Annotated in this window: 11 protein-coding genes and 1 pseudogene; 10 read left to right on the top strand and 2 right to left on the bottom strand. The window is 59.4% G+C overall.

Features of this window, described 5'->3' with window-relative positions:
- Nucleotides 1-2 precede the first annotated feature (2 nt).
- The gene (locus tag FJ548_RS25350; RefSeq protein WP_140779294.1) at nt 3-1,217 is read right to left on the bottom strand and encodes an amino acid ABC transporter substrate-binding protein; all 1,215 of its coding nucleotides are present in this window, start codon (nt 1,215-1,217) and stop codon (nt 3-5) included.
- 265 nt (nt 1,218-1,482) lie between these two features.
- Here FJ548_RS25350 and FJ548_RS25345 point away from each other — a divergent pair, with 265 nt between their 5' ends.
- The 7 genes and pseudogenes from FJ548_RS25345 to FJ548_RS30590 all read left to right on the top strand — a co-directional run.
- Entirely contained in the window at nt 1,483-2,523 is a 1,041-nt protein-coding gene (locus FJ548_RS25345) for a LacI family DNA-binding transcriptional regulator (RefSeq protein ID WP_140779293.1), read from the top strand.
- 404 nt (nt 2,524-2,927) lie between these two features.
- Complete coding sequence (locus FJ548_RS25340; RefSeq protein WP_140779292.1) at nt 2,928-3,803, top strand: AraC family transcriptional regulator; 876 nt, start codon at nt 2,928-2,930, stop codon at nt 3,801-3,803.
- Nucleotides 3,804-4,021: 218 nt separating this feature from the next.
- Nucleotides 4,022-4,819 (top strand): AraC family transcriptional regulator, encoded by a 798-nt coding sequence (locus FJ548_RS25335; protein WP_246678769.1) that lies wholly within the window; start codon nt 4,022-4,024, stop codon nt 4,817-4,819.
- Nucleotides 4,820-5,078: 259 nt separating this feature from the next.
- Complete coding sequence (locus FJ548_RS25330) at nt 5,079-5,984, top strand: AraC family transcriptional regulator (RefSeq protein ID WP_140779291.1); 906 nt, start codon at nt 5,079-5,081, stop codon at nt 5,982-5,984.
- Between the two features lie 251 nt (nt 5,985-6,235).
- On the top strand, nt 6,236-7,213 hold the full coding sequence (locus FJ548_RS25325) for an alpha/beta hydrolase (RefSeq protein WP_140779290.1): 978 nt from the start codon (nt 6,236-6,238) through the stop codon (nt 7,211-7,213).
- A gap of 107 nt (nt 7,214-7,320) precedes the next feature.
- Nucleotides 7,321-8,037: a DUF1275 family protein gene (locus tag FJ548_RS25320; RefSeq protein WP_140779289.1), complete on the top strand. Its 717-nt coding sequence runs from the start codon at nt 7,321-7,323 to the stop codon at nt 8,035-8,037.
- A gap of 139 nt (nt 8,038-8,176) precedes the next feature.
- Nucleotides 8,177-8,504: pseudogene (locus FJ548_RS30590) on the top strand (ferritin-like domain-containing protein); the annotation flags it as partial.
- A gap of 321 nt (nt 8,505-8,825) precedes the next feature.
- Here FJ548_RS30590 and FJ548_RS25310 read toward each other — a convergent pair.
- A complete protein-coding gene (locus tag FJ548_RS25310) occupies nt 8,826-9,746 on the bottom strand; it encodes an AraC family transcriptional regulator (RefSeq protein ID WP_140779287.1) in 921 nt (306 codons plus the stop codon).
- A gap of 370 nt (nt 9,747-10,116) precedes the next feature.
- Here FJ548_RS25310 and FJ548_RS25305 point away from each other — a divergent pair, with 370 nt between their 5' ends.
- The 3 genes from FJ548_RS25305 to FJ548_RS25295 all read left to right on the top strand — a co-directional run bounded on the left by FJ548_RS25305 (nt 10,117) and on the right by FJ548_RS25295 (nt 13,475).
- The gene (locus FJ548_RS25305; protein WP_246678768.1) at nt 10,117-11,736 is read left to right on the top strand and encodes a PQQ-binding-like beta-propeller repeat protein; all 1,620 of its coding nucleotides are present in this window, start codon (nt 10,117-10,119) and stop codon (nt 11,734-11,736) included.
- A 72-nt stretch (nt 11,737-11,808) separates the two neighbouring features.
- Nucleotides 11,809-12,174 (top strand): DoxX family protein, encoded by a 366-nt coding sequence (locus FJ548_RS25300; RefSeq protein WP_246678764.1) that lies wholly within the window; start codon nt 11,809-11,811, stop codon nt 12,172-12,174.
- Between the two features lie 179 nt (nt 12,175-12,353).
- Nucleotides 12,354-13,475 (top strand): FAD binding domain-containing protein, encoded by a 1,122-nt coding sequence (locus FJ548_RS25295; protein WP_140779285.1) that lies wholly within the window; start codon nt 12,354-12,356, stop codon nt 13,473-13,475.
- Nucleotides 13,476-13,768 lie beyond the last annotated feature (293 nt).

Raw genomic sequence — 13,768 nt, 5'->3', positions numbered from 1 at the left:
CCCTATTGTGCCCAATTGGACTTCGGTGAAACGGGAGCGTGCTGCGCCTGGTTCGCCGGGAACACCGTGGTCAGCTTGCCACCGACCCACTGGGTCAGCAGATATTCGCCTTTCGGCGCGCCATCGGCATCCCAGCTCAGATCGCCGACGAGCGTCGGCCATACCCCGCTATGCAAGGTCTCGATGATCGATGCATTGTCGACTGTTCCGGTCTTTTTGGCGACTTGCGCCAATACCATGCCCGCCGAATAGGCCTCGGCAGAGGTGTTGTCGATCCCGTCCGCGTCGCCCCCATACATTGCGATGTATGCGTTGATGAAGTCCTTGCTTCCGGCCGCGGACGAGCCTGGATACCAGTCGCTGCTGGTGAACACGCCCTCGGTGTTCTTGGCACCCACCTTGTCTGGAAACTCGGTCGGGGAATTGGCGCCATTCGACATGAAGAGCCACTTGGGATTGAACTTCAACTGGATCATCGCCTTGACCTGGCCATATGCATCCGAAGCCTGTGTCCCCGAAACGAGGACGTCTGGATTGGCCGCGGCAATGCCGGCAATGATTGGGGTGAGGTCGGCCGATTCCGAGGGATAGGTTTGATCGTAGACCGTCTTGATTCCGGCCGCTTCGAACCGCGTCTTGATGTTGTCGGCAATCGGCGCCGCGAAGGGGTCGTCGAGTTTTGCGTAGGCAGCAGTCTTCGGGCGCTGGTCGGGCGGCAGAGCCAGAATATAGTCCGCGAACACGTCGCCGCCCTTCACCGTCTGAGCCGGCTGTACAAAGAAGAGGTTGTTCAGATGTTGCTCAAAGACGTGGGGTCCGCCACCGGCAGGTTCGATGAAAGAGTACCCGTAACGCTTCGCTATGCGCGCGGCGGGGATCGTCAACAGGCTCGAGAAAGGCCCAAAGACGATGTCGACCTTTTCCTGGGTGATCAGGTTCTGATAATTTGTCACCACCTGGTCCGGGCTCGAGGCATCATTGACGACTTTGATTTCCACCGGCCGTCCAAGTATTCCGCCCGCTTTGTTGACCTCCGCGGCCCATAGCGTGTAGCCACGCTGGGCAGCCTTGCCGGAGTCTGCAAAGTCCCCTGTGAGCGACAACGAAATACCGATCTTGAGCGGGGATGATGTCCCCGCCTTCAGGTCTTCAGCTACCGCGCTTCCCGCAAACAGGGCGGTGGCCGCCACGGTTGCAAATAGCCTCGACAATCGCATGCTTGGCTCCTCCTCTTGAATGTTCTGACAGACCCGACACGCAATATCTGGGTGTCAAACAGGCCGGTACTATTTGGTTCGATGATGACGCTCGGAGTTCCTCGTTCAGCGGCAATCGATGCAATCGATTGCGCACCGTTTGCTGCCTCCATGCAATCGATTGCGTGAATGGCTATCATTGAGAGAAATATGAGTCAATGCCCTTTCGCAATCGATTGCATTCCCAGATCTCGCCAATTATGTATGTGTGAATCACGAGGGCGGCATGCAGAAACGAAGGGTTACGCTCAAGGATATTGCCCGACACACGGGTGTCCACGCGTCGACTGTGTCAAGGGCCCTGGACCCGGTCGGATACACACTGCTTACCGATGAAGTCGCAAAGCGCGTGAGGACGGCAGCCGAAGAGCTTGGATACCGACCCAATCGAATTGCCGCCGGATTGCGCACCAGTCGCACGATGACGGTCGGCGTGATGATCCCGGACATCACGAACGTCATTTTCCCGCCTATCGTGCGGGGTATTGAAAACGTGCTCGAGCCGGTCGGATACGCTTCGATAATCGTCAACACGGACAGTGAGGAGCAACGCGAGAGCCGCCTTGTTGACGTTCTGCGCGACAGAGGCGTCGATGGTATCATCCATGCAGCCGCATTCAGGAGCGACCCCTCGATAGCGAGGGCTGCTGAAGAGGGACTGCCGGTCGTCACACTGAACCGCAAAGTCGAGCCGTCGAATATCCCCTATGTCGTCAATGATGAAGAAGCCGGTATCTATGAGATGCTGCGGCATCTGCGGGATCTTGGCCACCGCGACATCGCCCATCTCGCAGGCCCGCAGGACCTCTCGACCGGCCAGGCCCGCCTGGCGGCATTCCGCCATGCAGCAAGCAAATTGGCCCTGACTTTCAATCCGAATCTGGTCGCCACCGCGAGCCGTTTCGACGAAGAGGAAGGCGCCCGTTGTGCCAGGAGCTTGCTGGACTCGAACCAGCAATTTACAGCCATACTTTGTGCGAATGATCGACTTGCGCTGGGGGCGATTGAAGAGCTCCGCCAGCGCGGCATTCGGTGTCCCGACGATGTCTCGGTGACGGGCTTCAACGACATGCCGTTTCTTGCTCTTATCAAGCCTCGCTTGACCACGGTGAGAATCCAGCAGTTTGAAGCTGGCCAGACGGTCGCCAGCATGCTGTTGCGCCTCATGAACCCAGCCACTGGCAACGACGTCCCATTGCAAACGGTTCTACCGGTTAGTCTTGTTGTCCGAGAAAGCACGGCGAAACCTGCTCCAAGGCCGTCCTGACAAGGCAGTTCCAGTCCGTAGCAGTCTCCCCTCTCCTTGCGAGGCAGTTGCGATTCTATTCGGGATGACTTGACGGGCTTGGAGTCCGCAAGGCCATGCCAACGCCCAGACGCATTCCGCAGAGAAATCGGCGGCCTGCGTTTCACGCTGAAGCGGTAGGCCAATAGTGGCGAGACAGCAAAAACGGAAAAAAGACGAGCCAGACATGCAAGATTGCCTTGGCGACAAAGACTATGGTGCTCGCGGCGCGTGAACTGTGCCGACGGTCCCCGGCTCGCTCACCGATTGGTAGGTCGCCCGATATCTCCTCCGCATAGGCGAAGCGGGCCGAGAGCGTCGCTCGTGAATGAGCGGGGAAGCGCCCAGGCGCAAGGCAGGAGAAAGACGTGCATCAGGATTTTAGCATGGATACGGAAGTCGGCGTCCATTTCGGGGTCGCGACCGCTCCGTCCATGTCGGTACGGCCGGTTGGCAATGCGCATTTCTCGGTGACCCACCTCTGCCGGCAGGTGCGCGCCGGCAATCTCCAGGCAATCCACCTGCCGGCTCAGCCAGCCTATTTCATGATGCTCTACTTGCGTGACACCGACCATTGCGACATCGCGGCAGGCGGCGTGGAGACGGTGGTGCGCTGCTACAGGAAGGCCTCGGTCTGTCTGGTCGACTTGCGAGAGGGCGCATCCATTCGGCTGCACAGTGACCTCGACGCACTCGCGTTCCACCTGCCTTATTGCCTCTTTAACGAGGTCGGCAGCATTCCTCAGGCCCCGCAGGCCATGCCCTTGCGTTGCCTGCGCGGTTCCGGCGACCGGATCATGTGGAACATTGGCTGCGCCCTGCTGCCACTGTTCGAGCGCCAAGACGTCGAGGCGGTACTGCGCCCAATTGCCATCGCCGCATGCGTCCACCTTTTGCAGCATTATACGATTAAGGCAGCGGCCGGCGAGGCGCCGCTCTCGGCCTGGCAAGAGAAGGACGCCAAGGAGTTCATGGCAGACCATCTGCAGGATGACATAGCGGTTGCTGACATAGCGGAGCAGGTCGGGATGTCGGCTGCGGATTTCGTTGAGGCCTTTGGATCGACGGTCGGCATTACCCCTCAGAGATGGCTGGCCCTGCTTCGCGTCGAGCGGGCGAAGGAGTGCCTATATGACCGGCGGCTAACGATTGCCGAGGTCGCCGAACAATGCGGATTTGCTGGCGAATCGCAGCTGAACGAAGTGTTTTTCGATCAGACAGGAATCACGCCCGACGTGTGGCGCCGAGGGCTGTTTCATTGATCTGAACTGGTCTTGGTTATCGATAGGTTTGCAGGGAGGACTTTGCGATGAGTTCTGTCTTTGGTCGGTGTCTGCGAAATACCATCGCCACGCCGGAGGCCCTGAACCTTGGGGAGAATGCCGCGACTCCCGAAAGGATGGCCGGGAAGTCGCAGGTGCAGGTGCCTCAAGCACTGCGGTCGACCGCGCCAACGGTGCTGTCTCTCACCGTCAACGACATTGAGGTGACCCGCACCTTCCAGGGCGATCGTGATCCCGGCAGGTCAGAGCCCGTTCCCCGCAGCGGGGCGTTCAGCGTCATCGTCCAGTTGAGGGACTTCGAGCGACACAGGCTGTGGCGCGGCTCAGAGCTCGTCTTCGACGGTGCTCACCAATGCGGCGATCTGGCCATCACCGACTTGCGAGACCAATGGCGGTGCGAACACCTTTCGCCCTTCGACAATGTACGTTTCCGGATCCCCTTCGCTTCGCTGAAGTCCTTTGCAGAAGACGTCGGCCGCCCGGAGTACCAGGCACTATCCTGCCCGCCCGGAACCAGGGACGATGTAATGCTGGGCCTGGCTCGTGCGCTGCTTCCTTCACTCGATCATCCGCAGAAGGCGCACCGCCTCTTCCTGGAGCAGGTCAACCTCGCGATGCTGGCGCATCTGACGCAGGCCTATGGCGGGCTGCATTTTCCTTGCAGCAAGAAGGGCGTTTTGGCGCCCTGGCAGGAAAAGCGCGCAGCGGAATTTCTCGTCGCCCATGCAAGCGAGCCTTTCTCGATGGTCGAATTGGCAACGGCCTGCAAACTCTCGCGCAGCTATTTTATCAAGGCTTTCAAGGAAAGCTTCGGGCGAACGCCGCACCGCTGGCTGACCGAGTATAGGGTCGCTCGGGCCAAGGATCTGCTCGGTTTGGACATGCCAATCGCCGAGATCGCCATCGCCTGCGGCTTCGCGGACCAGAGCCACATGACCCGCGTGTTCGCCGAACTTGTCGGCGTTTCGCCGGGACGCTACCGGCGAGGCGCGTAGATCCGTTGCGGAAAGCTGTGCGATAAACGCCGATTTCAGCCTTCCGTTCTGAGGGCGTGGCAAGCAGCGAAGTTCCCCCAGGTTGGGGGCGAAATTCCAAGTGGTGAGACTTTCATACAATACAGGCTCTCGGTTACACACGATTGTTCTAAGGCGCGGCGGCCGGTCTAACCGCAGTTCCACTCAGCGGTGCTGGTCGTGCTTTCGGCAAGTCAAAGCCGCGGCCGCGCGCAGGCCGAGAAACCGGAGGCTGAAGCATATGCTTGAAGCGGACAACCCGATTGCGCGCAGTGCACTGGACGACCTTGGCTGTCCACTGTCGAAATTGCGTAGCAGTCGACGGATCGCTGGCGATTACATGTCATTTTACCATAAGGCGTCGGATTCCGGGGCAATCGAGCGCGTGGAAACGCAGGCGACCAACAGAGGATTCCTCATAGGGATTTCGGCCAAACGCGGTCACCGGCGAAGCATTCTCACAGGAAAAAGCGCGGTCACCCATGATTTCGATCAGAACGGTGTCTATGTTCGCGACTTCAGTGAGTGCTATAAGGCTGACCTCCATGGGGCCTTCGACTTCACGCTTCTGGAGGTGACGAAAGCCGCCCTGGTTCGTCTTGCGGACCGCGACGGTGCCGCCACAGACACCGACTTGTCACGCGGTGTGCATGGGGCGGATCTTGTGCTTGCGAGTCTGCTCGGCGCGCTGTTTTCCCAAGGCTGCAGTTCGAACGAGCGAAGCGCACTGTTCGTCGACCAGCTTTCAGTCGCGATCGGCATACACCTTCTGCAGAAATATGGCTGTCGGAAACCCATGGCGGCCGATCGGCGATATGGTCTGTCCTCGTGTCGTGTCGCAACGGTGCTAGAAATGATCGACAGCAAACTGAACGGCGATTTCGCGGTCGACGACCTGGCCTCGGCCTGCAATCTTTCGTCGGTGGTTTTTTTGCGCGCCTTCCGCGACACGACCGGCAAGACCCCGCACCAATGGTTGACAAAGAGACGGATCGAGAGGTCGGGCGGCCTGCTTCTCAACTCAAACCTGTCGCTTGGGGAGATCGCCCGAAGCTGTGGCTTCGCCGACCAGAGCCATTTCACGCGCGTCTTTGCCCGGGAAACAGGCGCACCTCCGGGGGCGTGGCGGCGAAACCGGCGCTCCTGAACTGGCATGTCCGCTGGTCGGGCGTGGTCGGCCCATCCCGTCGGGTTGCCTCCTTTGGCGATACCGTTGTGATTGCCCGGTGAATCGCGATTCTTACCCTGGACTAGCGGTGGCGCTCGCGGCAGCTCCAACGACTTTGTTCAAAACGCGATCGGAACCGACAAGCCGGACCGGCTGGTTTCTGAAAGGATCAGCGTCCGGACAGAGGAAAGACTTCGCTCTGTCCCGAACGCCCACAACAGGAATTTGGCATGACTGACACCGACCTAGTTCATCTCTCGCGTCGGCAGGCCCTCGTGGCGGGCGCGACTGTTTCGCTCGCGATGGCCCTACCTGCCTTCGCGACGGAAAAACCCACCCCTGCTAAGAACAAAGGAACTCGCTCCATGACTTCGAGCTACATCACGACCAAGGACGGCGTGGAAATCTTCTACAAGGACTGGGGTCCGAAAGCAGCTCAGCCGATCGTGTTCCATCATGGTTGGCCGCTGTCGTCCGACGACTGGGACGCCCAGATGCTGTTCTTCGTCAACCAGGGTTTTCGCGTGGTCGCCCATGACCGCCGCGGCCATGGACGTTCCTCCCAGGTTTCCAACGGTCACGACATGGACCACTATGCCGCCGACGCTTCGGCGGTGGTGGAACATCTCGACCTGAAGAATACCGTTCACATCGGCCATTCAACCGGTGGCGGCGAAGTTGCGCGCTATGTTGCCAAGTTCGGCCAGCCGCAGGGCCGCGTCGCCAAGGCTGTCCTCGTCAGCGCCGTTCCGCCTATCATGGTGAAGACGGCATCCAATCCGGGCGGCCTGCCGATCGAGGCTCTCGACGGAGTCCGCGCCGGAGTCGCCGCCAACCGCGCCCAGTTCTTCCTGGATTTCCCCACCGGCCCGTTTTACGGCTTCAACCGGCCGAACGCGAAAGTCTACCCGGGCGTTATCCAGAACTGGTGGCGCCAGGGCATGATGGGCAGCGCCAAGGCGCACTACGACGGCATCAAGGCCTTTTCGGAAACGGACCAGACCGAGGACCTGAAGAAGATCACGGTGCCAACGCTCGTCATGCACGGCGATGATGACCAGGTCGTGCCGATCGACGACTCGGCCAAGCTCTCGGTGAAGCTCCTGAAGAACGGCACCCTGAAGATCTACCCGGGATATCCGCACGGTATGCTGACCGTCCATGCGGATGTCATCAACCCCGACCTCCTGGCCTTCATCAAGGGCTGACGGGCAATTCGCCCACGGAGGCGTGGCGGAATTCGTTTCGCCACGCCTCGTCTTGCAGGCAATGGAGATTCGGCGGTAAGCCGGAATAGATCTTCGCGGAGACGAACATGGCGAGATTGCCCCTTCCCATCCTACTGAGCTTCAATGGTGGCTATGTCGACACTGTCGGCTTCGTGGCGCTCGCCGGGCTGTTCACGGCCCATGTCACCGGCAACTTCGTGACCCTCGGGGCGTCGATCGCGCTCGGGACAGGCGGCGCGCTTTCCAAGCTGCTGGCGCTGCCGGTCTTCTGTATCGTCATCTTGCTGGTGCGGCTCCTCAGCCAACGGCTCGAGCGTAGCCGCAAGCCCGTCATGACCGTTCTGCTTTGGTTGAAGCTCGTCCTCTTCATCATCGCCGCCACCTTTGCCCAGATCCACGGCCCTTTCGACGACGGCAACAGTCTCGCGGCGTTCGCCATCGGCATGGTCCTGGTGTCGGCCATGGCGATCCAGAATGCCTTTCACCGTGTTCACCTGTCCAAGATGCCGCCCACGACACTCATGACCGGTACGACCACCCAGATCATGCTCGACCTGGCGGACCTGATTGGCGGGACGGCACAGGGCGACCTCAAGCCGGTCAAGGAGCGGCTCAAGCGGATGAGCGCCAGCGTCGTGGCTTTCGCGCTTGGCTGCGCTGCCGCGGCGGTCGCTTTCCTGCTGTCGCGGACCTGGTGCTTTGCCGTTCCGGTCGTCTTGGTCGCCTTGAGTTTCTTTGCACCTGTCGGCTCACCCGAAACGGCAAGCGTGGCAGCGCCTACGAACGGCGTCCACACCGAATAACAGGATCTGCCGCACATCTTGAGACAACGACAATCCGGCGGGAGGGACCTCCCGAGACGGTTGCCGACGACGACCCGCTGGACCCCGGGTTCGGTTCGAGTGGGCATCGAAACTCAATTTCAACCGAGGAGTTTGGATAATGGAAGACAGTCTAAAATCGCGCGTGAGTGCGGCATTGCACACCCCATCAGGCCTTTCCCGCGAAGCAGTGCATGAGATTTCGGCCGCGGCGACGGTCCTGCTGGCCGACATATTCGCTCTCTATCCTGAAGACCACTGGCACATGTCGGGACCGCATTTTCCGCGATTATCACCTGCTGCTGGACGATCAGGCTGACCAGATTCTGGCCATCACCGATCCGCTGGCCGGGCGGGTACGCAAGCTCGGCGGCACCACTATCCGCTCGATCGGCGAGATCTCCCGCCGCCAACGATTCCTGGACAACGACGCCGACTTCGTCCAGCCCCACCAGGGATGCGTTCGTCGACCGCATGGAAAAGTCCCCACACGTCGAAATCCGCGGGCACCTTCATCGGCACGAAGCCGTAGGGTACGACCGTCCTGCGCGGGATTTGCAGTCCTCTGCGTAACCACTCCGCTACGAGGATCTTTGCTCCCGGCGTTCCGAGCGGACTCATAGGTTGGCGGCAGAATGCCGTCAGGCCAGCCCGGGCTCTCTAATAACTCGGCAATCTGATCGAAATGACCGACCATTTTCGCGGCGGCAACATCACCACAATGCCAGTGCAGATCTGATGAAGGGGGAGCAGTACTGTCGACGGAACTATTAATCGGATGCCCAGCTAGATCGCCTCTCTCGGCGCCATAGGGCGGGGCTGACACCAATGAGAGCGGTGAAGACGCGCGTGAGATGGCTTTGATCGGCAAAACCACAGAGGACCGCTATTTCCGCGATCGAAATATCGGTCTCCAGGAACAACGCCTTCGCCTTCTCAACGCGGTGTCGCTGCAACCATTTGTGCGGGGTCAGGCCTGTCGAGGTTCTGAAGGCGCGGATAAAATGTCCACGTGAAAGGCGGCATGCGCTGGCTACATCCGCCAGAGTGATGTCCTCGCCTGCACTGCTTGCGAGGTAGTCTTTCGCGCGGGTTTCCGCTGCCGGTGATAGGCCGCCCCGCGCCATTGGCCGACGGGAAACAAGGCCACCGTAGATCGACTGAAGGTGACTACAAACCGCCAAAGCCACATGATCGACAACCAGCGTACACACCTCTTCAGGTCGCTGAAACATGGGAAGGAGCGATGCCGCCAGATGACCCAAAACCGGATCGACCACTCCCGGAGTGCAGGCTAGGTCGGCAACTCGACGCTCGCCTGCATCGTCAGAAAAATCATCTAAAACAGTTCTCGGAATATAGAAGCAGATGCCCATATGTGGATGAGTAACGCGCGCCGAAAACTCCTCCCCAAGATGGACGATGCGAATAGAGTTTGCATCATACCCTTGAGAGATGAAACGCTTCCCGCCTCGCCATAACTCATGATGTTCAACAGATTGAGGATACATAGTTAATATAAACGTATCTTCGGCTGGAATGGGGGTTGTTCGGCCAAGTTTTTCGTGACCGCAAGAGAGCTTTGTCACCCCAACTTGAGCAGACCTCAACGATCGCGTTACAATCGATGGCGCGTCGCCAATCCCATGACTGTGCGCAATGACATCGCCATACCGACGGCCGTCACCCATGGCCTAACGCTACGTGCTTGATATTTACCTCCAAAACCTTTCTCCGACAATAGCAACCAGATAGATCCGCCATTCAGACGCACGTACACGTTACTACCTTTTTCACTGGCGTAAACTACGAACGTAGGCGCCTGGCCGAGGACTGCTCTAGGCAAACGGCTCGGCCTCCTATTCACACGCAGCCCAGCTTTGGGATGGGCAGTTGTCGCCGTTCGCCCCTGGTTCCGGGCTCGTGATTAAATCGGTGCCAAACAGGCAAATCGTGTTTCCTTCATCCAAGGCGCCATCATTGCCCTGACGTATACTGCAGGGAATGCCTGCTTCTACCTGAGAAGAGGCGCGTCGGCTTAGACCGGAGGAGCTCGCAGTGATGAAGATCACGCATCAGAATTTCTCTTTACCTAGCGCCGCACTCGCGCTCGCTGGATTTATCAGCAATACCGCGTCGGCGGGTGCGGCCCAGTCGGATTGGCCAACCTATAATGGTACTCTCACCTCAGAGCGCTATTCTTCTCTGGATCAGATCAACACCGCAAATGTGACTGCGCTTCAAGTTCAGTGCACCTATGACACAACGATCAAAACGTCGTTTGAAACCGGACTCGTTCAGGTGGATGGCTCCCTTTTTGGAGCAACTGAGCAGGATACCTTCTCCATCAATCCAGATACCTGTCAGGAGAATTGGCGAGTGCACGAGGAGTTTCGCCATAGCCCTCTGAAGGTAAATCGCGGTGTCGCCGTCGCGGGCGGTAAGGTGTTTCGCGGAACCACTGACGGACGGGTCGTGGCCTACGACGAGGTAACGGGCAAACTGCTCTGGGCGACAACCATAGCCGATCCCGCGCGGGGAGAGACGGTGCCGGCCTCGCCGATCGCGTGGAATGGAATGATCTTCATCGGCAACGCGGGCGGCGACAACAAGGGCGTCAAAGGCCGCATCTATGCCCTGGACGCGAGCACAGGAAAGATCGTCTGGGAATTCTACCTTGTGCCCAAAGGGCCTCGCGATAAGGCTCGTGGGCCACAGGCCAAGAGCCCGTCGGTGGCGAGGTCTTGGATTAACGCCAAGGGTTTCCCGATCAGCGGCGGCGGGACATGGACCTCCTACACGCTCGATCCGAGCTCTGGACTGCTCTACGTGCCGGGCGGCAATCCGGCGCCGGATTTTGTGAATGCCTATCGCAATGGCGACAACCTATTCACGGCTTCGGTTGTCGTTCTCGACGCCCGAACGGGTGCCTATCAACGGCACTTTCCTATAGTGGCTCACGACTTTCACGATTGGGATGAAGCCGCCACCCCCACGGTGTTCACGACTAAGTCCGGCAAGCGTATGATGGCAGTCACGCCGAAAGACGGACATCTCTACGGCTATGATCTGGCCTCGAACACGCGGCTCTATCGCGAGCCGGTGACGACAATCTTCAACACCACGGAGGCGTTGAAGCCGACGGGGACACGGTTTTGTCCCGGCGCTCAAGGTGGCGCCGAATGGAATGGCCCGGCCTATGACGTTTTGCATGATACCATCCTGACCGGGGAGGTGGATTGGTGCGCTACGGTCCATACCGATCCTAAGGAAACGGTAGAAAACACGTCTGTCGGCCAGCCTTGGGGCGGAACGAAGGACGGTTTCGGATTCGGGAAGTACGACGACAAGTCCCAATGGGGCGGCTGGCTCACTGCGAGCGACGCCGTAACAGGTGCGAAAACTTGGCAGTTCAAAGCGCCCGCACCGATCGCGAGCGGCATTACGCCGACCGCTGGTGGGATTGTCCTGTTCGGCGACATGGCGGGCAACTTCTATGCCTTCGATTCTGCAAGCGGAACCAAGCTCTGGTCAGCCAATCTCGACGGCGCCGTCGCTGGAGGCGTAATCACCTACGACACCGGCAAAGGCCAGAAGATCGCGGTGGCGGTTGGCGTAACTTCGCCGATCTGGCCGACAGCCGACGTGACCGGCAAAATTGAGGTGCTTGGCCTGAAATAGAGCCCATTTTTTCAGCGGACCCAAAAATGGGCTTGAGGCATCGTCGGGCGAGACGAGAAGATAGGGGAAACGATGAGGCTAACGGAACCGAGCTGGGTTACCATCATACTCGAGTGGAGGTGGACGCAGATCTGCGCGTGGATCGATCTGACAAGCGCATACTGGGTGGGAGCCGCCACCAAACCCTCTAACTTTGCGGGCGCGATCGTCGAGCAGAACCGTTTCGGCCTCCATCCGGGCTGGCTGTGGGCGAGCCTTGCCATCACAGTAGAGTTGATCGGTTCTCTCCTTGTCATATCAGGCCAATTTGTTCGGTTGGGGGCTGGCGCACTGGGCGTTTTGACCGTCGTTGTCGCCGTAGCGGCCAACAATTTCTGGGACAGAAAGATACCGAGCGCATTGTGGCGTTCGATATATTTTTCAAGTCCATCGGCTTGATCGCGGGTTTGGTATTGGTTGTCATACTTGCCTACGAATTCGAACGTCGGCGGGGTGCTTCTCACCCGTAGATTGGTTCGCTGGCTGAGGAAATTCGGGCACGATTGCCTGAGTGCTGAAATCGCATTTGGCGTCGGCGGCGATGCATTCCTGAACCGCCCTTTGTAGGAGCTTGAGCCTTGCCCCAACGACGCATCCGGATCGTCGGAGGATCTCTCGGAGGCCTCTTTGCGGCATCGCTTCTTCGCCGCCGCGGAAACGACGTCAAGATTTACGAGCGGTCCGCCAGCGGATTGGCGGGCCGTGGCGCTGGCTTGGTCGGGCAGAGAGAGATCTTTGCGATACTGCGGGCGATAGGCTGTGAACACGTCGCCCAGGTTGGCGTCGTCGCCAAGGAGCGGATATTTCTCGATCAGTCTGGAACAATCATCGAGCGGTACGGAACGCCGCAGATGCAAATCTCATGGGACCACCTCTATCGAACCTTTCAGGCTCTTGTTGCTGATGGCGCTTACACCCTCGGACGGTCAGTGCGATCGGTGGCCCAAAACGAGGTAGGAGCGACGCTCCAGTTCGACGACGGCGGAGAGGAGGCGGCCGACCTTCTCATCGGTGCGGACGGCGTTGGATCAGTTGTACGAGAAGGAGTGCTCGGTCGGCCCGCTCCGAGCACCTATGCCGGTTATGTCGCATGGCGAGGTCTCTTTCCAGAACAGGCGCTTCCAGCGGCAGCGGCCGAAGTGTTATTGGATAGATTTGCTTTCTATAGCATGCCGCGGTCCCACATTCTCGGATATCTCGTTGCTGGACCTAATGGGGAGATCTCTCCAGGTGCTCGCCGATACAATTGGGTCTGGTATCGTCCAACCCCAAGCACTGAAGCGCTTGCTGAAATCTTGACGGACACCAAGGGACACAGTCATCCCTACTCCCTCAGTCCGGGAGCCTTGTCCGCAGAACGGCGCGAAGAGCTTCTGGTGGATGCCAGGTCCCAGCTCCCGCCGCCCTTTGCCGCAGCAGTCGCCGCTGAGCCGCAGCCTTTTCTCCAAGCCATATTCGATTTCGAGACGCCGAAGATGGCGAATGGGCGTATATCGCTATTAGGTGATGCAGCGTTTGTTGTTCGCCCGCACACCGCCATGGGCGTCGCCAAGGCGGCGGGCGATGCCTTGGCGATGCGGGCCCATCTCGCCAAAACCGATGATATTCCGTCAGCCCTCGAAGCCTACGACGTTGAGCGCAGGCCTGTGGGGGTTACGATCGCCGCTCACGGCCGTCGACTGGGCAAGAGCCTGGAATGACAATCCTTCTCGCTCGCCCTCTCCAATGACACGCCCGTATGCGGACAACTTCCGCCCGCCATGCCTTGCTTTGGCGCCGCATGATCATGATCGAGGTGTTCGAACGATGGGGACAGCAGCGCGGACTGCCACGGTTTCCGTCGACCGGGAGCACGCCATGACCCGGCGAAGAATAAGTTCAGCCTTCAGCTGCAGACACTCAGCCTCCGGCAACGGATCGACGCACGCCTCGTAGATCCCGAAAGAGTGCGCCCAGCTGCCCAATGTCCGACAAAACGTGCGGAGGCGCAACG

Source organism: Mesorhizobium sp. B2-4-17 (assembly GCF_006441275.1).
In the GTDB taxonomy this organism is placed as follows: domain Bacteria; phylum Pseudomonadota; class Alphaproteobacteria; order Rhizobiales; family Rhizobiaceae; genus Mesorhizobium.
This window is presented reverse-complemented; position numbering and strand designations above follow the sequence as displayed.